We start from the raw sequence: 19,832 nt of genomic DNA on the forward strand, positions 1-19,832 counted from the left end.
TGTTAACTGCGCTCGCTTACCCGAATCACTGACTTGAGTCAGCTCATCGGGATGCGTTCGCTGGCTGCCTACCTGTGGCTCCAATGACTTTGAGGATTTTTTTTGTCCTTGAAACCACAGGGGTGTTAGCTGCGCTCGCTTACCCGAATCACTGACTTGAGTCAGCTCAACGGGATGCGTTCGCTGGCTGCCTACCTGTGGCTCCAATGACGTTGAGGATTATTTTTTTGTCCTTGGAACCACAGGGGTGTTAGCTGCGATCGCTTACCCGAATCACTGACTTGAGTCAGCTCAACGGGATGCGTTCGCTGGCTGCCTACCTGTGGCTCCAATGACTTTGAGGATTTTTTTTGTCCTTGAAACCACAGGGGTGTTAGCTGCGCTCGCTTACCCGAATCACTGACTTGAGTCAGCTCATCGGGATGCGTTCGCTGGCTGCCTACCTGTGGCTCCAATGACTTTGAGGATTATTTTTTGTCCTTGGAACCACAGGGGGTTAACTGCGCTCGCTTACCCGAATCACTGACTTGAGTCAGCTCATCGGGATGCGTTCGCTGGCTGCCTACCTGTGGCTCCAATGACTTTGGGGATTATTTTTTGTCCTTGAAACCACAGGGGTGTTAGCTGCGCTCGCTTACCCGAATCACTGACTTGGGGTCTGAAGCCCAACCGTACGAAAACGTACACTAAGTGTGTTTTTTAACCAGTTCGGCGTTTTGTTGCCTTGATAACTAGGCCGTCATAAAGGCCAATTATCCACCTGAGTCTGACCCAGTTGCCGTTCTGGGTTCTGGTCAAAGCGACTTACATTTTTTTGACTGATGTATTGAAAATAATCACCTCATCTACTAAATTATTATATGACGTCTAATATTATTTTTTGCTTACCCTGAGAAGTAATTTGGTTTCTATCTTATTTTTTTCGTGGAAAATGGTGACAGTTTGTTATTTTACTGTCCGCCTCTGCTTTACGTAAAAATAGAGGCGAACAGTAAAAACAAATCTGTTAATTATATTATTAATAATAAGCGGGCATTCGTTATGCGTCCTACTCAAATTTCAGACACTTCTTCGATAAATGGGAACCAAACTAATATATCTAAATTTGATCCCGCAACCTTTGATGAATATACAAAACTCTATGAGAATATGCTTTCCTGGCCTTACCGTAAGGAATTAGAGCTTCCAACACTAGAAAAATTAATTGGTGATGTTTCAGGTTTGCGTATTTTGGATTTTGGCTGTGGGCCAGGCATAATTACAGGTTGGTTAAATGAACAGGGAGCTAAATGTATTGTTGGCTATGATATTTCTGAAGGCATGATTAATTATGCCCGCCGACGTGAGGAAAAAGAACAGATTGGAATTAATTACATTTCAAATATTGATGAAATATATAATGAGTATTTTGATATAGTCCTTGCTATTTATGTTATGCCCTATGCAACTCACCGCGAAGACTTACTAGAAATGAGTCAAAGCATGGCTAGGGTGTTAAAACCAGAGGGGCGATTACTCACATTACCTATTCACCCGGATTTCAATTCAGATCCAGAATATTATCGCCCATTTGGCCTGCGTCTGATTGAAAATCAGCCCCGTGCTGACGGCAGTCCAGTTCAGCTTCATATCTGTCAGCCACCTTACAATGTCAATATACAGGCCAACTATTGGTCACGTCAGACATTGGAAAGTACGTTATATCAGGCGGGGTTTCAGACTGTGAGCTGGAAATCATTAAATATACTGACCAACACTCAACTGGCAGACCTTTCCCTCTATGTTCAATGTCCGCACGCAGCGATTATCGAATGTATTAAGAGCAAAACATGTTAAACAACTGTGGTTACCCCGCTGGCCCAACTTTATCTCCCAGCATTGAACATGTTGACCTGCATCAATGGGATTCACTGGTCACTGACCATGATTTTTTTAATAGCCACGGCTGGTTAGCTGCTCTGGATTACGCTCTGGGTGAAAGGGAAGTTTTTACTTTGTACGGCAGCGCTGGGTTGTTAGGTGGCTGCGCACTTTGGGATGGCGAAGAACAACCCGGGTTGTTCTATCTACCAGACTACTTTCCCGGTTTAGAAGGTCCCTGGCAGCAGCCATTCTTGTGGGGTGGTGCTCGCCGTTCCACACACAATGAAATCCCTTGCGTTCGAGGACCTCGACGTGCTGAAGCATTGCCTGCCATTGCTAAAAGTCTGGCCCAATTGGCTAAGCGTCGGGGATATTACGCAACAGTTATCCCTTATATGCCACTTCGCCAGGCTTTGGAAGTTGCTCAATTATATCCTCATGCCCGCGTATTGATGCATTCAGCAGAAGCCTCTCTAACTGTACCCGCAGGTGGACTTGATTCTCAATTACGGCAACTACGATGTCGTGCTCGGGCTAAAATCCGTGCAGAAATGGCTGCTTTTTCTCGCGCAGGTAACACAGTTGAATGGTGTGATCTGGTTGAGCCCCTACTAAATCAAGCAGCAGAATTGATTGCCAACAATCGAAAAAAATACGGGAGCCATCAAGGGGCTGACTGGATGAGGCGTATATTTGATGGACAAAAAAAATCTTCGATTATCAGCACAGCTGTCGCTGCCATCGCCAGGCACGATAATCAAATAGTAGGTATAACCATCTTCTACCGTTTGGGTTACAGTCTTCATGCCCGCTATTACGGTTCAGATTATCAGACAGAAGATAAAGACTACCGTTATTTCGTTCTGAGTTATTACCACTCTTTAGATTACGCAGCGAAAAGTGGTATTAGTGAATGTCGGTTTTCTATTTCTGCTCTCAGAGCTAAGGCGCAACGTGGTGCAAAAATAGAGCCACTGGTAGCACTATTGCTGTTTGAAAATGCCCCCCCTCTGTCAATGAGTGAGTGTGAAGACTATAACCGCCTTTTTTATCAGCATTACCAACAACAGTACGGTATACATCTAACCACCGACTGGATACTGCTAAACTAAAGGAAAATCTTATGCTGCATCTGATGTATTTATTGAAACCGACACATAAAGCTCATCTGGATATGGCCGCATTTTGGCATTGGGTGGAAAAACGTGACGAATGGTTCTACCGTTCACTGGAAATGGCGGGAGAACGCCGTTGGTATGTCCGTACTATCGGCGATAACGTTCATTGTCTGGAACATTACGTTGCATTCGTCGATGAAGCAGCCTGGGGGCAATATCGCAGAGCAGTGTCAAAACTCAGCAAGGACCCTGAATGGGAAAAGATCCGCATCGAACAAGATCTGTGGTGGGACATCCTCGATTCAAGTTTGCTGAACGATGCACCTTTTGTCATCAACCCAGGTAGCTAACATGAGCCTGACACAACGCAGTCTTTATTTACTCAATAGCGCACGCTTTTTCACCCTGGCGAGCCAGAACTCTGACTGCACTCCCTGGGCTTCTACTATCAATTATGTCCCGTTGTTCGATCCTTTGCGGCTGGTGTGGTATTCGATGAGGACTGCCAGACATTCCGAGAATATTCGCCAGCGTGCTGAAGTCAGCGGGTCACTGTTTCGCTATGACATGCAAGAAACGTCGCCTTTAGGGCTGGATGGTGCGCAATTTACCGGCAGCGTGCGGGAAATATCACAGTGTGAATGTAAAGGTATCCATCAGGATTATTATCGACTTAATTTTCCTGATGTGCTGGAGCGTGCTCGCTGGCAGTTACCATTACATGAGTTTTATGATGATGGCCTGCGGCGTTTTTACGACCTCCTCATTAAGGACTGGTGGCTACTGGATATAGACGGTTGGCTGCAAACTAAAGAAGACAAACGCGTCCCCGTCCCTCTGGACCAATTGGTTGTACCTAAACAGGAGATATAATGAGTCTATTAAATTCATTGAATGGCAAGCTGATCGTTTCCTGTCAGGCATTACCCGATGAACCTCTCCATGGCGCTTCGGTGATGGCGAAAATGGCGATGGCAGCATACCTTGGCGGAGCGGGTGGGATAGTTTCCAACGGTGCGCAAGACATCACAGCAATCAAAGCACAAGTTGATTTACCTGTAATTGGTGTGCTGAATCGCCATTATAACGACTCGACGGTGTGCCTGACGCCAACTATTGCGGATATTCACGGATTAATGGTTGCAGAACCAGATTTTATCTCCATCGAAACCTGCTTTCGTCCTCGACCTGGCGGTGAACGACAGGAGGAAGTGCTTCAGGAAATCCGTACCTGTTACCCCAACATATTACTCTTGGCGGCAGTGGCTACTCTTGAGGAAGCTCTTCTGGCACAAGACCTAGGTTATGACGGCATCACTACCGCGATGTATGGTCACACCCCAGAAAGTAAAGGAAAGCATCTCATTGATGATGATTGTGCACATCTGAAAACATTATGTCATGCTGTTACTTTACCTGTATTGGCTGAAGGGGGGATAAATACGCCGGAACAGGCGGCCCGTGCATTGCGCTATGGTGCTCACAGCATCGTTGTCGGTGGAGCTATAACGAGGCCACAAAATATCACACGAACCTTCGTGAATGGATTGTCTCTGTAATGAAAATAAAAGTTGATTCTCTTACCATTTCCTGCACCTGAAATCTATTGGATATATATAGAGGTACTGTTAATTTGCAATAGTTCGGTGCATCTGCATGTTTAAATATTAGCAATTTTGCTCAGAGGATTTTCATCTCTTGTTTTCAGAAAACTCTCTCCGACCAGCTCAAAAAAACATACTTAGCGTACATTTCCGTACGATTGGGCTTCAGACCCCGACTTGAGTCAGCTCATCGGGATGCGTTCGCTGGCTAACACCCCTGTTCAATCAACTGATGCCGATATCAATCACTTTTTGGAATGTCGCACGTTGCGTCAGGCTGTGATACCAACGCTCCAGATTTGGTAAAGCTGGACGGGTTATCGACAAATTAAACCAGGCATAGGCCAGACAGCCGAGCGGGATATCGCCTATACCAAACTTATCTCCGGAAAGATAAGCGTGCTCAGCAAGGGCGCTATCGGCAACCGCCATTAATGTATTCAGTCGTTCAATGCCCTGAGCGATTTTCTCTTTATCCTGCTGTTCCTCTGGGGTACGTACCAACCCGATAAACACCACTTTAAATGGCTCCGCGACACTGGAAGTGACCCAATCCATCCATTTCTCAGCGCTTGCCCGCAGCCGGGCATCAGCCAGATACAGTGTGTTCTCACCGTATTGAGCTGCTAAATATCGCACGATAGTATTCGATTCCCACAGAATGAAATCCTCATCTTGCAGGCAAGGAATCAAGCCATTGGGGTTCATGGCGCGATAAAGTGGCTCATTCAACTTGCCAAATTGACCGCCGACATCAATTCGCTCATAACCAAGAGTCAATTCTTCCAAACACCAAAGCACTTTCTTGACATTGGTCGAGTTATTCCGACCCCAGACAGTTAACATGTAAGTCCCTCTATTTATTTGAAATATTGTCTATCTTTCGTGTTGCCAATGATGGATATCCCAGTCATGCAAAATCGCTAAATCCACCAATTCAGTGCCGGGATTGATCACTGTGGCGCGGTCAACATACTCCAACAGTGGTTTGTCATTGATCGAATCACTGTAACCATAGGTATGTTCAAAATCTAACTGCGGCGATGCCGAGAGCCACTGTTTTAGCCGTTCGACTTTACCTTCGCGATAAGTCAGGGTGCCATAGGTTTTGCCGGTATAACGGTCATCTTCTACCGTAACCCCGATGGATAAGGCGGCATTGGCGGAGAAATGCTGTGCGATAGGCGTCACCAAATGCTCGCCGGTGGCTGAAATAATCACGATGTAATCACCGCGATTACGGTGCCAGGCCAGCATTTTCCGTGCTTGCGGGTAGATGCGCGGCAGAATATCACGCTCAATAAAACGCTCAACCCAACCGGCAACTTCCGTAGTATGCCGCCCGACCAAGGGGGAGAGGGTAGACTCCATGTAGCAGGACATCGACAACTCCCCTTGATAATACTGCTTCATTAAATACTGCTCTTGTTCTGCCAGCGCGACGGGCGCAAGTCCCTTATCAACTAACCAGCGCAGCCATAGGCCAGAACTGTCATCGCTGATCAAGGTTTCGTCGAGATCAAACAGGGCTAAGTCCATTAAGTCTCCTCCAGGCAGACAGAAAGGTTGAAGTAAAACTTAATCGTGCATGTGCTGGACATCAGAAACTCCCAACCGGAATAAGGGGTATTCATAGCTAAGCTAATACTTTCTACCCAAACATGAAAGAAAATACCCTTCGTCCTTGGCGTTGCAGGGGTGTTAGCGGCACTCGCGCACCCGAATCACTGACTAATGTAAGCTCATCGGGATGCTCTCATTTGCTGCCTACCTGCAACGGCAATGACTTTGGGTATGACCTTCGTCCTTGGCGTTGCAGGGGTGTTAGCGGCACTTATTATGGACACCAACGTATCTCAGGCTACTGGCAAACCCCGACGACTCGATCGAGAACGGTGAGGATAGACGGAAGAGTAAAGCGTCCGCGCCAGGGAGGGCGCGGCTCGAGCCTCCAGGGAAGGATTGACGGCGTCTTTACGATCTACCTGTTCTCTCCGCCACTGGCGCTTTATCAATAGCTTCGGATACCAGAGTCTCTGGGCATTAAGACAGAGCAATGACTCCGCCTCATCAGTAATGAAAGAAATAACATAGAACGGATTGATATTGGTGCGCTGCTGAATTTCGGTGTTAATTGTTTATATCGTTTAGATATAGATTGTTAAGTATCTAGTCGAGAACGCTCTTAAAACAGCGTCTTACATTGAACACAAAATGTGATGAATGCGGTTTGCTGCTAAACGCCTTAGGGCCAAAGAAAGAGTGTTGTCGTCTGTCTGCTTTCACCCCACAGCTCAGGAGCTGATTATGCTGATTCTTCGTTTATATGGTTGTCCAGTTTTCATTGGTTCTGAGCAAAAAAAACAGCCAATTGAACATTCTGGAGTGAAAAATGAGCCACCAAAACTTAAGCAATCCACTATCCGTTAACCCATCAGCCGCGAATGGGGCAGCGACAAACACACTGCCTCTATTAGACCTTTCATTGCTGAATGGCAGTGAAACTGAGCGTCAGGCATTCTTAGTCGCCTTACGCCATGCGGCACGAGATATTGGCTTCTTCTATCTCACCGGACATGGTATTGACCCCGCGTTATTACAACAAATCCAAATCCTATCACGTGAATTCTTCGCGCTGCCCGATGAAGAGAAACTGGCGGTTGCCATGGTGCACTCCCCCCATTTTCGCGGCTATAACCGTGCTGCCGCTGAGCTCACCCGTGGTCAGCCAGATTGGCGCGAACAATTTGATATTGGTGCCGAAAGAACCCCATTGCCACAAACATCGGGCACGCCAAGTTGGGCTCAACTGCAAGGCCCCAACCAGTGGCCCGCCAACTTACCTGAACTAAAACCCGCGTTACTGCAATGGCAGCGGGAAATGACCGGCATGGCGCTGCGCTTGCTGCGGGCTTTCGCACTGTCATTAGATCTGGATGAAAATGCGTTTGATGAACTGTATGGCGATAAGCCCAACGAACATATCAAACTGATCCGCTATCCGGGGCGTGAAACCACCCAAAGCGGGCAGGGCGTAGGTGCCCATAAAGACTCCGGTTTCCTCAGTTTCTTACTGCAAGATCAACAACGCGGTTTGCAGGTTGAAGTGGAGGAGGGGCGCTGGATTGATGCCGTTCCACAGCAAGGTACCTTTGTGGTCAATATCGGTGAGCTATTAGAGCTGGCCAGTAACGGTTATCTGCGCGCTACCGTACATCGGGTCGAAACACCGCCAGCCGGTGCTGATCGCCTCTCTATTGCCTTCTTCCTCGGCGCGCGTCTGGATGCCGTGGTGCCACTGTACCAATTACCAGCAACTCTGGCGGCTGAAGCTCGCGGGCCAGCCAGTGATCCGCAGAATCCACTGTTTAGGGATGTGGGGCTTAATTATCTCAAAGGGCGGCTGCGGTCTCACCCAGATGTCGCTAAAAAACACTACCCTGGCGTGATCGCACCATCAGAAACTACCAGTGCAACTTATTGATATTAAATTATAAAAAAATAATTTTGGGATGATGATAATGAAAAAAACAATGATGACAAAAACACGCGTTTCTGGCTTGGTCCGTGCGGCACTACTGACGGCGCTGGCATCGACTTTCACTCTATCGGCACAAGCGGCCGAGGCACTGCGCGTCGCGGCAGATCCGGTTCCTCATGCAGAAATCCTGCAATTTGTACAAAAACTGGACCCATCACTGAATCTGAAAGTCATTGAGATCCCCAATGGCGTGAACTCCAATGAGTTGTTGGCCCATGGTGATGTTGATGCCAACTACTTCCAGCATGTGCCCTATTTGCGTTCCCAAGAGCAGGCGTTAGGGCAGAAGTTTGCCGTCGCCGCGACCGTGCATATTGAGCCGTTGGGGGTCTACTCCCACAAACATAAAACCTTTGCTGATGTGCCGGATAAAGGCAGCGTAGCAGTACCCAATAACGTCACCAACCTCAGCCGTGCGCTCTATTTATTGCAAGATCAGGGGCTGATTACCTTAAAACTGGGCTTTACTGATCCGGCTAAAAATCAGGCCACCCCGAAAGATATCGCCAGTAATCCCAAGCACCTGAAAATTTTGGAAATCGAATCACCGCAGATCCCACGGTCACTGGATGATGTTGATTTGGCGGTCATTAATGGCAACTATGCACTGGAAGCCGGACTGAACCCAGCAAAAGACGCACTGGGTCTGGAGAAAGCTGCCGGTAACCCGTATGCCAATATTCTGGTCACCACGCCATCGCTGGCAAATGACCCACGCATCTTACAGTTGGCGAAAGATTTGCAGTCACCGGAAGTGGCGAAATTTATCACTGAAAAATACGCCGGTTCAGTCATCCCGGTGGCAGGCAATAAATCATGATCAGCATCGAACGCCTGAGTAAAACCTATCCGCAAGGAGGGCTGCCGATGGTGGCCCTGACGGAGGTCTCGCTAGCGATCCCTACCGGCTCGGTGTTCGGTATTATTGGCCGCAGTGGTGCGGGTAAAAGCACCTTAATCCGCTGTTTGAACCTACTGGAACGGCCCACTTCGGGCCGTATTCAGGTAGATGGTCGTGAGTTAACCACCCTTTCTGACCGAGAATTACGTCTGCAACGGCAGAATATCGGCATGATTTTTCAGAATTTCCATCTACTCCATTCACGTAATGTTTGGGACAACATTGCAGTTGGCTTGGAAATTATTGGTATGCCCAAGCCGCAACGCCAGCAACGGGTCGCCGAATTATTGGACTTAGTTGGATTGAGTGACAAAGCTTATGCTTTCCCCTCGCAGCTATCGGGGGGGCAAAAACAGCGCGTCGGCATTGCCAGGGCGCTGGCGGCCAAACCGGCCTACCTGTTATCGGATGAGGCCACCAGTGCGCTGGACCCCGAAACCACCGCCTCAATATTAGCGCTGCTGCGCGATATTAACCGCCAGTTGGGGTTAACCATCGTGCTGATTACCCATGAGCTGGATGTGGTGAAATCTATCTGTGATAACGCCGCCTTGCTTGAGCGCGGACGGGTGGTGGAGACCGGGGTCATCGCGGATTTACTGGCGTCCCCTCAATCGCGTTTGGGTCGGTCATTGTTACCGACCTGCGGCCCGACCTCGCTATCCGGCACGCCTGTTGCGGAGCTGACCTTCTTTGATACTTTATCAGCTTCACCGGTGCTCAGTGAGTTGGCGCAGCAACATGCGGTGGGTGTCACCCTGCTGGGTGGTGGCGTAGAATCCATTGGTGGTCAACGGGTTGGGCGCTTACAGGTTAATTTCAGCCACCCAGACGGCGGGCTAAATTTGGCTGAAATATTACAATTTCTCAATGAGCGTGGCGTGAGGGCTGAACTGATATGAACAGCGGCATGAGTTGGCAGGATCTGCTGGCATTGGTGACGAATGCCACCGGCGAAACCATTTACATGGTGGTGATCGCCACCTTTTTCACTGTTTTGATTGGCCTGCCATTAGGGGTTTTGTTATTTGTTTCGCGCCCGAATGGCGTCTTACCCGCCCCTCGACTGAATACGCTTATTGGTGCCATTGTGAATCTGGGGCGCTCGATGCCCTTTGTGGTGCTGTTGATTGCACTAATTCCGATTACGCGCTGGATTATCGGCACCACCTTGGGCAGCACGGCGGCGATTGTCCCCATCACCTTGGGGGCCATCCCATTCTTTGCCCGAGTGGTGGAAGCGGCCTTGGATGAAGTCGACAAAGGGCGGATCGAAGCCATTTTATCGATGGGCGGTTCGGCCAGGCATGTGATTCAAAAAGTGTTATTACCGGAAGCACTCCCTGCCTTATTGGCTGGAGTGACCTTAACGGTTGTGATGCTGGTAGGGTTCTCCTCCATGGCGGGTGTTATTGGTGGTGGCGGCTTGGGTGATTTGGCCATTCGTTATGGTTATCAACGCTTTAATAATGAAGTGATGGTCGCGACATTAATCATTCTGGTGATTTTGGTACAAGGTGTACAAAGCCTGGGTGATAAGTGGGTCAGGTCATTGGCGCACCGGCGGTAACGTTTTCTGCCTTTTTTTTCGCTTATCCGTATGACCCACACGCTCTCTTTTCTCTCTCTGTTTTTGCCAGCCAGCACCGCCGGCTTACCGAAGCTCCGCACCAAACTGCGGCTGGCGATTGGAAGTTTAACTTGCAAGGTATCGCTGCCGGGGATGTGAACGAGATCGTTACTGAAGCGGCATGAAGACGATCCTACCCTGTTTGTTATCACGGTCATGATTAAGTCAGGGAGAGAAGGCCATGTCTGGCAAAGAGCGGTTTAGTCTTTGTTTCTATTGCTGTGACGTTAGGCGTGATATCCACGCCTAACGCATTTATCTCTTTAAAGCTCGCCGTTTAGCGCCTGTGCTAAATCCGCAATCAAATCTTCGGTATCCTCAATGCCCACGGACAAGCGCAGCAATTGCGGTGTGATGCCGTGTTTTAAGCGGGTTTCCAGCGGGATTGAGGCATGGGTCATGCTGTATGGCTGGCTGATCAAGCTTTCGACGCCACCGAGACTTTCGGCCAGAGTAAACAGGTGTGAGCGCTTAATCACCGCACGGGCGTAGGTGTCATCCCCCTTCAGCCGCACCGAAATCATGCCACCAAAACCGGCCATCTGTTTAGCTGCCAGCCCGTGTTGTGGGTGACTTTTCAGCCCCGGATAGTAGACATTCTCCACTTGCGGCTGCTGTTCAAGCCATTCGGCGATACGCTGTGCACTGTGGTTATGTCGCGCCATCCGCAGCGCCAAGGTGCGTAAGCCCCGTAGTGTCAGGAAGCTGCTGAAGGGATCCAGAATTCCGCCGACTGCGTTATGCAAAAAGCCCAATTGCTCCGCCAGTTCTGGATTGTTACCCACTGCCGCGACGCCGGCGACCACATCAGAGTGACCGTTAAGGTATTTGGTTGCTGAATGCACCACAATATCAAAACCCAGATCCAGCGGGCGTTGAATATAAGGTGAGGCAAAGGTGTTATCGGCCACACTGATGAGTCGGTGCTTTTTGGCAATAGCCGCAATAGCAGCCAGATCCGCCAGTTTTAACAGCGGATTGGTTGGCGTCTCCACCCAGATCATTTTGGTATCGGGCTGAATCGCTTGCTCCAGTGCGACGGTATCGGCAGGGGAGACATAAGTCACCCGCAAACCGGCGGTGCGGCTGCGAACCTTCTCCAACAGGCGATAGGTACCGCCATAAAGATCATCAACCGCAATGATGTGGCTGCCTTGATCCAGCAGTTCAAGCACTGTTGAGCAGGCCGCCAAGCCAGAAGCGAAAGCATAACCACGAATGCCGCCTTCCAGCTCGGCAATGGCCTGCTCTAGCGCGCTACGAGTCGGGTTACCACTGCGGGAGTATTCATAACCGGTATGTTCGCCGGGGGCTGGTTGCGCAAAAGTGGACGTTGCGTAAATGGCGGGCATCACTGCGCCGGTGCTGTCGGGGGTGTAACCCGCGTGGACGGTTAGGGTATCGAACTTTGCCATGATAAAAATCCTTAGTAAGAGAAGATTAAGCCAGCTTTTGACGCCAGGTATTCAAAACATCGGTACGGGTAATCAGGCCGAGGAAGCGCTCGCCATCCAGTACCACCGCGACATGACCATCATTAAAAGTGGCCAACAGAGAGCGGTAATCCGCCTCTTTTTGTAACGTGTTGACCTGACGAGTCATCGCGGTACTGGCGGGTAATTTGAAATGGCTGGCATCGGCTTGCACTGCATTCAACAGATCCCACTCGTCGATTAACCCCACCACTTTTTCACCCTCTAACACCGGCAACTGCGAGATGTCATACAAGCGCATCCGGGCATGGGCGACCGCCAGCGTATCTTGTGGCGAGACAGAAATGGTCGCGCCATCCTGATGGCTATAGGTGATGAAATCCCGTAAATCGCCATGCTGCGGCTTGCTCAGTAAACCCTGCTCCAGCAACCAGTAATCGTTGAACATTTTGGACAGATATTTATTACCGCTGTCACAGACAAAAGTGACCACCCGTTTGGGGGTGGTTTGCTCGCGGCAATAGCGCAATGCCGCTGCCAGCAAGGTGCCGGTGGAGGAGCCTGCCAGCACCCCCTCTTCCCGCAATAGGGTACGGGCGGTGCTGAAGGCTTCAGCATCATCAATTCGATAGGATTTTTTCACCTGAGAAAAGTTGCTCAGCGGCGGGATAAAATCCTCCCCAATGCCCTCGACCAACCAGCTTCCCGCATCGCCAATCTGCGAGCTGTCGACATAGTCGGCCAAAATAGATCCCGCGGGGTCAGCCAAAACAAATTCCGTCGCCGGTGAAACATCGGCGAAATATTGGCTTAGGCCACTGAGTGTGCCACTGGAGCCGACGCCCACGACGATGGCATCAATCTGTTCGCCCATCTGCTGCCACAGCTCTGGGCCAGTGGATGTTCGGTGTGCAGCGGGGTTGGCCGGATTATTGAATTGGTCGATATAGAAAGCACCGGGGGTCTCCTGCGCCAGTCGCAGGGCATAATCCTGATAATAAGCCGGATGGCCTTTACCCACATCTGAACGGGTCAGTAACACTTGTGCGCCCAAGGCCCGCAGGTGGAAAATCTTCTCCTGACTCATTTTATCCGGTACCACCAAAACCAGCTTGTAGCCCTTTAGCGCGGCAACCAGTGCCAGCCCGAGGCCAGTATTGCCCGCGGTTGCCTCAATAATGGTGCCGCCGGGCTGCAACAAACCCTCTTTTTCCGCCTGCTCAATCATGGAGAGTGCGACGCGATCTTTAATCGAGCCACCGGGGTTCTGATTTTCCAACTTCACAAACAACTGGCACGGGCCGGTATCAAAGCGGGTCAGCTCCAGAAGTGGGGTGTGGCCGATCAGATCAAGCACCGAGCGTGGGATAGCCATTTCTTTCTCCAATAAAAAGGTGCTGCAATAAAAAGTGAGTTAACTGAGTGAGTTCGGTTAGCAACCTATTGACTGAATCATAGCGCCAGCGGCTTAGGCACTAAAAAGAACAAATAACCCGCCCATATTCCTTTTTGGAATATATTTATTGATTTTTAGACGTTTAGGTGCTTAGGTGTCAGGACGTTCAGATAGGGAGATGTTTAGCCGTATAGCCATCAAAAAGCAGTAAAGCCGGGGTCTTTACAAAACAAAACGTAAAACTATGCCCAATTGACACGGCAATGGGATAAATTTAGAAAAGGTAGTGAAGTATGACTAAACTCATGATTCAGTATCAGTAGAAAGACGTTATTTTTTCGCTAATTGGACAGTGACACATTTCAGAAACACCACTTATCTCCAATTATTTGCAAGGATACTCTGGCGACCCCATGATGAAATTTATCCTCCCTTTCAAGATAAAAAAATTGACATTCAGTGCCGGTTTATTGCTCTTGGCACTGCCCGCAGCACACGCGGCTGATGATCCGGCGGTTCCTCCGATCGACGCCAAAGCCTATGTATTGATGGATTACAACAGTGGAAAAGTGCTGGCTGAAGCGAACAGTGACCAGCGCCTTGATCCGGCCAGTTTGACAAAAATTATGTCCAGCTATGTGATTGGACAGGCGATTAAAGCCGGTAAAGTGCATCCCGATGATTTAGTGACAGTGGGAAAAGATGCTTGGGCTACCGGTAATCCGGCGCTGCGTGGCTCTTCGCTGATGTTTTTAAAACCGGGCGATCAGGTGAAATTGTCCGATTTGAATAAAGGCATTGTGATTCAGTCCGGCAACGACGCCAGTATCGCGCTGGCGGATTATGTGGCGGGCAGTCAGGACAGTTTTGTTGGTTTAATGAATAATTACGCCAAAGCATTGGGCCTGACGAATACGAACTTTATGACCGTGCATGGCCTTGATGCACCGGGGCAGTACAGTACCGCCCGTGATATGGCGGTGTTAGGGCAGGCATTGATCCGCGACGTGCCAGAAGAATATGCGCTGCATAAAGAGAAGGAGTTCACGTTTAATAAGATTCGGCAGATTAACCGTAACCGTCTGTTATGGAATACCAATCTCAACGTCGATGGCATGAAAACCGGTTTTACCACCGGTGCGGGGCATAACCTGGTGGCTTCTGCTACCGACGGGCCGATGCGGTTGATCTCTGTGGTGCTGGGTGCGCCCAGCGATCGGGTGCGATTCAGTGAAAGCGAAAAACTGCTGACTTGGGGGTTCCGTTTCTATGAAACCGTGGTGCCCATTAAAGCGACTAAGGCTTTCGTGACGCAGAAAGTCTGGTTTGGTGATACCGGGCAAGCAGAGCTTGGGGTTGCGGAGGATGCCGCTATCACTATCCCGAAAGGGCAGATGAAGAACCTCAAAGCCAGTTATAAGCTGGATCAGACTGAACTGCGCGCGCCACTGGCGAAGCATCAGGTGGTCGGCACCATCGATTTTCAGCTTAATGGCAAAACTATTGAACAGCGCCCGCTGGTGGTGCTAAACGAAGTCAAAGAGGGCGGATTCTTTAGCCGCATGTGGGACTTTGTGATGATGAAATTCAGCCAGTGGTTTGGCGGGGTGTTGGGCTAATTTATTGATTACGCATTAATAATACAAATGGCGACTGAAAAGTCGCCATTTTACTTTCTCGATGCGGCACTCAATCAGTTACAGGCCACAACCTTGATTGCTAGCCCACCACGGGAGGTTTCGCGGTATTTCGAGTTCATATCCTTGCCGGTTTCGTACATTGTTTCGATGACTTTATCCAGACAAACACTCGGCTCGCTGGTCCGGCGCAGCGCCATACGGGCAGAATTGACGGCTTGTACCGCGGAGATCGCGTTGCGCTCAATGCAAGGCACTTGAACTTGCCCGGCAACCGGATCACAGGTCAGCCCCAGATTATGCTCCATGGCGATTTCAGCGGCGATACAGACCTGAGCAGGGCTGCCGCCCATCAATTCAGCCAGACCGGCGGCGGCCATTGAGCAGGCAACCCCCACCTCCCCCTGACAACCCACTTCAGCGCCAGAAATGGAGGCGTTCATTTTATACAGTGCACCAATCACACCTGACACCAGAAAATAGCGGCTATAGGAGTTCTCATTTACAGGGCGAATAAACTTATCGTAGTAAGCCAATACCGCAGGAATGATGCCACATGCGCCGTTGGTCGGTGCAGTGACAACCCGTCCACCGGCCGCATTCTCTTCGTTGACGGCCAGCGCATACATATTGATCCAATCGACAACCATCATCGGGTCGGCATTATGTTTGTCGGTGGTGACCAGCATACGGCGTAATGCGGCGGCACGACGTGGCACTCTCATCGGGCCAGGCAATAAACCTTCAGTGTTGATCCCACGCTCAATACCAGCGCGCATGACCTCCCAAATAGCGGCAAAGTGCGCGCTTATTTCGGCTTTACTGTGCACCGCGAGCTCATTTTGCATCACTAAGCCGGAGAGTGATAAACCGGTATCTTTACAATGTTTTTGCAAGTCACGGGCCGAATTGAACGGGTAGGGTACCGAAACCGCGTGGCTATCTTGCTGACCAAAATGGGCTTCATCGACAATAAATCCACCGCCGATGGAGTAATAGGTTTTACTGAAAAGCATTTCATCACCGGCATATGCCGTGATGGACATACCATTTTCATGCAGTGGTAAATTGGTTTCATGGAAGTTCATCCCGCCTTGAACGGGGAAATCAACTTCGTGGCTACCATTGGCCAGCAGTAGGCGCTCACGCAGTTCAACATCGCGGATAAAACCAGCGATGGCATCAATATCAACGGTATCGGGCAGATTACCCGCTAAACCCATAATAATGGCGATATCTGTATGGTGACCTTTACCGGTCAGAGAGAGTGAGCCGTAAACATCAACAGTAATGCGCGTGACGGCAGAAAGATGCCCCAGTTCGATTAAATCATCGGTAAACAGCTTGCCAGCCTTCATCGGGCCGACGGTATGGGAGCTGGAAGGACCAATACCAATCTTGAAAATGTCAAAAACGCTGACCATATATTAGCCTCTTAAAGGTTCTAATTATTAATTCGCTTACAAAGCCGTGGAATAAGAAGCCGGCGCGGACGCACCGGCTTTTGAAACGATTACTGCGTTAGATAGGCTGGCCGTGGAAGATGGCCAGCCTCAGCATTATTTGCCGAACAGGCTGAACAAGATTGCAGAGATAGCAATCAGGCCCATGATAACCACGAATACGTTACTGATATGACCGCTATATTTGCGCATCGCTGGCACTTTGTGGATGGCATACATTGGCATCAGGAACAGCAGCATGGCGATAATTGGACCACCCAGAGTCTCAATCATGCCCAGAATGCTTGGGTTCAAGGTGGCGACGATCCAAGTTGTGACCAGCATGAACAGCGCAGTAATGCGGTTCAGTTTGTTATGATTGATGGTTTTGCCTTTGCTACGCAGAGACTTAATCATCATGCCGTTAAAGCCTTCACGTGCGCCCAGATAGTGGCCCAGGAACGATTTGGTGATAGCAATAAAGGCAATAACCGGTGCCATGTAGGCAATGATTGGGGTATTAAAGTGGTTGGCCAGATAAGACAAAATAGAGATGTTTTGGCTTTTCGCTTCTGCCAGATCCGCCGGTGACAGGCTCAGAACGCAGCTGAAGACGAAGAACATAACCGTGACAACCATCATGATGTGAGCAAACGCTAAAATGCGAGAACATTTTTTCTCAGCATCTACGCCGTACTCTTCACGTTTTGAGACCGCAAACGCAGAGATGATTGGGGAGTGGTTGAACGAGAACACCATGACCGGGATCACTAACCACATGGTCATCCACAGACCGCTACCGGTACCGTTGCCGTCCATTGATACGTGTTCAAAGATGGCACCTGACCAGTTCGGGATCAGGTACACCGCTAACAACATCAATGCCGCAACAAACGGGAATACCAAGATGCTCATTGCTTTGACAATGGCGTGCTCACCAAAACGCACGATAGTCATCAGGCCAATGATCAGAATCAGTGACAGGATGGCGCGCGGTGGTGATGGCAGATGCATCTGGTGGGTAATGAAGCTATCAACAGTGTTGGTAATCGCGACGCTGTAAACCAACAAAATAGGGTAGATAGCGAAGAAGTAAAGGAGGGTAATCAGCTTACCGGCACCGATGCCGAAGTGCTCTTCAACCACTTCAGTAATGTCTTCACCCGGATTTTTACCTGAAAGCACAAAGCGGCACAGACCACGGTGAGCAAAGAAGGTCATCGGGAAAGCAATGATGGCCATCACAATCAGCGGCAACAAGCCGCCGATACCGGCGTTGATTGGCAGGAATAATACACCTGCACCAATTGCGGTACCGTATAGACCCAGCATCCACATGGTATCGCTTTTACGCCAAGTGGATGTTGAAACTTTTCCCGTGGAGGCAAGGGTGCCTGCTTGAGTAGTGTCCATGAAAAATCTCCATAGTGAACACGTTAATTTAAAATTAAGAGCCGAAAGTTAGTTACCTGTAATGCATTATTGAGTGACATTATCAGGTGAAAAATTCAGTCAAAACGATTCGGTTAAAACGGGTGCCCTGGTTATTACTTTAGTGCCGTAGTGGTGCTTTATATCAAGAATGAAAAGTACAAAATTCAACCGTTCATAAGCGCGTTAATTAACGCTATCGGATATTATTGTCGCTTCCGTCGGTGCGGTAGTTTTTGCTGGCGGCAAGATAGCTATTTGTAGTGAAAACTACCGTGATCATGCTCTCAAATGCTTAATAAACTTGTTTTTCATCATTTGTTGCAAATTTACAACTGATTGTTATGGAAATGTATATGATTAATCACTAAAGATAATTAAAAGTGCATTTCTCTTTGTGGTCAATAAACAAACAGATTATTCTTTGTTACTCATTTCTTGGCGTGAAATATATTTTAACCATACTGATGGATCTAGCGGAATTCAGATTTTTCGCTAATTTATTGATGAATATCATTACTCCAAAAGAGCCTAATTAATTTAACTCATTGATAATATGGTTTTTTGTCGTATTTTGGTGTTTTGTGTATTTGATGAAAATATAGTCAGGTAAATAAGAATCCAGTGATGGGAATTATCGTAACCAAGAATAAGTTCGTGTAGGTTTTTTGGTAAGATGCACTTTATTTGTCATATAAATATACCCCGCCAGTAATTTATTAAGCAATAAACTTACATCATTCTATTAATTAAGCGCGTTAAAAGAGTGCCAATTGTTAAATTAATTTACGTTAAGATTCGTCATTCTTGGTATTAATTAGGTAATGGAATTACGTTTTAAAAATGCATATTAGGAATAATGTTTAACCATAGGTAAAGTGTGGTTATAAAGTATGGGTTGATATGGCTTAAATATAGCCAGATTTTTTGCCTGATAATACACGGGTAGAGCAATCCACCCGATGCGGATAAAAATAATACTTTTACTATATAATTCAAGCCTAACAGTAGGTCTTGATACCCTGCGCTAAAAAGAACTGACTGAATTCGGCATCCGGCTGACGGTCGGTGACGACCGTATCAAAGAGTGTCAGCGCACCGATACTGGCCGGTTTTACCTTGCCAAATTTACTGTGGTCGGCGACCAGAATTTTATGCTGAGATTTGGCAATGGCACGATGCTTCAACAAGATCTCATCGAAGGTGAAACAGGTTGCGCCATATTCAAGCGAAACACCTGCTGCTGAGATAAAAGCCTTATTTGGGCAGGCATTATCCAGTTCATTGTGTTGACTGATAGGGGTGAAAATATAGTTATTGGGCTTAAACTCACCGCCACACAGAATGACTTTGCAATTGGGCTTGTCTTGCAAGGAGAGAAAGGTGTTAAGGGAGTAACAAATTGCGGTAAATGTTAGCTCTTCATCAATCTCGTCAATGATTGAGGGAATAGTGGTGCCACAGTCAAAAAAGACCGTATCATTTTCCGCGACAAGACGTGCTGCCAACTGACCGATGCGGCGCTTCTCCTCCACCTGTTTAGCTTGCTGATCAGAGACAAAATAGCTATTGGGATTGTTGCTTTTGGGGTCCATCACCACATAACCGCCCAGCAAAATAACCGCTGTCGGTTCGGCGCTCAGATCCCGCCGAATGGTCATTTCTGAAACCCGTAACAGGTTAGCGGCCTCTTTTAGATGGATTTTATCGGAACGCTTTAGGACCTGAGTAAGTTTATTGATTCGTTCTGCACGGCGGGTTTCCATAAGCGATTCCTGGCAAACAAGGCTCAACACCCAGTACTGCAAAACAGTAGCGGGCAATAAATAAGCCCGG

At 48.6% G+C, this 19,832-nt stretch carries 17 protein-coding genes; 10 read left to right on the top strand and 7 right to left on the bottom strand.

Going from position 1 to position 19,832, the window contains the following annotated elements; all coding sequences use genetic code 11:
- The first annotated feature begins 1,041 nt into the window (after window positions 1-1,041).
- The 5 genes from ACZ76_RS16165 to ACZ76_RS16185 are packed head-to-tail and all read left to right on the top strand — an operon-like array spanning window position 1,042 to window position 4,540.
- Window positions 1,042-1,836 (top strand): class I SAM-dependent methyltransferase, encoded by a 795-nt coding sequence (locus ACZ76_RS16165; RefSeq protein WP_048620335.1) that lies wholly within the window; start codon window positions 1,042-1,044, stop codon window positions 1,834-1,836.
- Window positions 1,830-2,975: a peptidogalycan biosysnthesis protein gene (locus tag ACZ76_RS16170; protein ID WP_048619837.1), complete on the top strand. Its 1,146-nt coding sequence runs from the start codon at window positions 1,830-1,832 to the stop codon at window positions 2,973-2,975. Before ACZ76_RS16165 ends, ACZ76_RS16170 begins: the two co-directional genes overlap by 7 nt.
- 11 nt (window positions 2,976-2,986) lie before the next feature.
- Window positions 2,987-3,331, top strand: coding sequence for a hypothetical protein (locus ACZ76_RS16175; protein WP_048619838.1), 345 nt, complete (start codon window positions 2,987-2,989; stop codon window positions 3,329-3,331).
- A 1-nt stretch (window position 3,332) separates the two neighbouring features.
- The gene (locus ACZ76_RS16180) at window positions 3,333-3,854 is read left to right on the top strand and encodes a pyridoxamine 5'-phosphate oxidase family protein (protein ID WP_048619839.1); all 522 of its coding nucleotides are present in this window, start codon (window positions 3,333-3,335) and stop codon (window positions 3,852-3,854) included.
- Window positions 3,854-4,540: an N-acetylmannosamine-6-phosphate 2-epimerase gene (locus tag ACZ76_RS16185; RefSeq protein ID WP_208757836.1), complete on the top strand. Its 687-nt coding sequence runs from the start codon at window positions 3,854-3,856 to the stop codon at window positions 4,538-4,540. The genes ACZ76_RS16180 and ACZ76_RS16185 overlap by 1 nt, the downstream gene beginning before the upstream one ends.
- 270 nt (window positions 4,541-4,810) lie before the next feature.
- Here ACZ76_RS16185 and ACZ76_RS16190 read toward each other — a convergent pair whose 3' ends face one another.
- A complete protein-coding gene (locus tag ACZ76_RS16190; RefSeq protein WP_048619841.1) occupies window positions 4,811-5,431 on the bottom strand; it encodes a glutathione S-transferase in 621 nt (206 codons plus the stop codon).
- A 30-nt stretch (window positions 5,432-5,461) separates the two neighbouring features.
- Window positions 5,462-6,124: an HAD family hydrolase gene (locus ACZ76_RS16195; protein ID WP_048619842.1), complete on the bottom strand. Its 663-nt coding sequence runs from the start codon at window positions 6,122-6,124 to the stop codon at window positions 5,462-5,464.
- 853 nt (window positions 6,125-6,977) lie between these two features.
- Here ACZ76_RS16195 and ACZ76_RS16200 point away from each other — a divergent pair.
- Genes ACZ76_RS16200 through ACZ76_RS16215 form a run of 4 tightly spaced genes read left to right on the top strand, consistent with a single transcriptional unit; the run spans window position 6,978 to window position 10,597 of the window.
- Window positions 6,978-8,069, top strand: coding sequence for an isopenicillin N synthase family dioxygenase (locus ACZ76_RS16200; protein ID WP_048619843.1), 1,092 nt, complete (start codon window positions 6,978-6,980; stop codon window positions 8,067-8,069).
- A gap of 52 nt (window positions 8,070-8,121) precedes the next feature.
- On the top strand, window positions 8,122-8,946 hold the full coding sequence (locus tag ACZ76_RS16205; protein WP_048620336.1) for a MetQ/NlpA family ABC transporter substrate-binding protein: 825 nt from the start codon (window positions 8,122-8,124) through the stop codon (window positions 8,944-8,946).
- Window positions 8,943-9,929, top strand: coding sequence for a methionine ABC transporter ATP-binding protein (locus ACZ76_RS16210; RefSeq protein ID WP_048619844.1), 987 nt, complete (start codon window positions 8,943-8,945; stop codon window positions 9,927-9,929). Before ACZ76_RS16205 ends, ACZ76_RS16210 begins: the two co-directional genes overlap by 4 nt.
- Window positions 9,926-10,597, top strand: a complete 672-nt coding sequence (locus tag ACZ76_RS16215) for a methionine ABC transporter permease (protein ID WP_048619845.1) — start codon at window positions 9,926-9,928, stop codon at window positions 10,595-10,597. The genes ACZ76_RS16210 and ACZ76_RS16215 overlap by 4 nt, the downstream gene beginning before the upstream one ends.
- A 323-nt stretch (window positions 10,598-10,920) precedes the next feature.
- Here ACZ76_RS16215 and ACZ76_RS16225 read toward each other — a convergent pair whose 3' ends face one another.
- Both ACZ76_RS16225 and ACZ76_RS16230 read right to left on the bottom strand, forming a co-directional pair.
- Window positions 10,921-12,072, bottom strand: coding sequence for a trans-sulfuration enzyme family protein (locus tag ACZ76_RS16225; RefSeq protein ID WP_048619846.1), 1,152 nt, complete (start codon window positions 12,070-12,072; stop codon window positions 10,921-10,923).
- Between the two features lie 25 nt (window positions 12,073-12,097).
- Window positions 12,098-13,465: a pyridoxal-phosphate dependent enzyme gene (locus tag ACZ76_RS16230; RefSeq protein ID WP_048619847.1), complete on the bottom strand. Its 1,368-nt coding sequence runs from the start codon at window positions 13,463-13,465 to the stop codon at window positions 12,098-12,100.
- 434 nt (window positions 13,466-13,899) lie between these two features.
- Here ACZ76_RS16230 and ACZ76_RS16235 point away from each other — a divergent pair, with 434 nt between their 5' ends.
- A complete protein-coding gene (locus ACZ76_RS16235) occupies window positions 13,900-15,105 on the top strand; it encodes a serine hydrolase (RefSeq protein ID WP_048619848.1) in 1,206 nt (401 codons plus the stop codon).
- A 74-nt stretch (window positions 15,106-15,179) separates the two neighbouring features.
- Here the strand turns inward: ACZ76_RS16235 and ACZ76_RS16240 are convergent, their stop codons facing one another.
- The 3 genes from ACZ76_RS16240 to deoR form a co-directional block, all read right to left on the bottom strand.
- Window positions 15,180-16,547, bottom strand: coding sequence for an L-serine ammonia-lyase (locus ACZ76_RS16240; RefSeq protein ID WP_048619849.1), 1,368 nt, complete (start codon window positions 16,545-16,547; stop codon window positions 15,180-15,182).
- 135 nt (window positions 16,548-16,682) lie between these two features.
- Entirely contained in the window at window positions 16,683-17,978 is a 1,296-nt protein-coding gene (locus ACZ76_RS16245; protein ID WP_048619850.1) for an HAAAP family serine/threonine permease, read from the bottom strand.
- A 1,019-nt stretch (window positions 17,979-18,997) separates the two neighbouring features.
- A complete protein-coding gene (deoR, locus tag ACZ76_RS16250; protein WP_048619851.1) occupies window positions 18,998-19,762 on the bottom strand; it encodes a DNA-binding transcriptional repressor DeoR in 765 nt (254 codons plus the stop codon).
- Window positions 19,763-19,832: the final 70 nt, after the last annotated feature.

The organism is Yersinia aleksiciae (assembly GCF_001047675.1).
In the GTDB taxonomy this organism is placed as follows: Bacteria; Pseudomonadota; Gammaproteobacteria; order Enterobacterales; family Enterobacteriaceae; genus Yersinia; species Yersinia aleksiciae.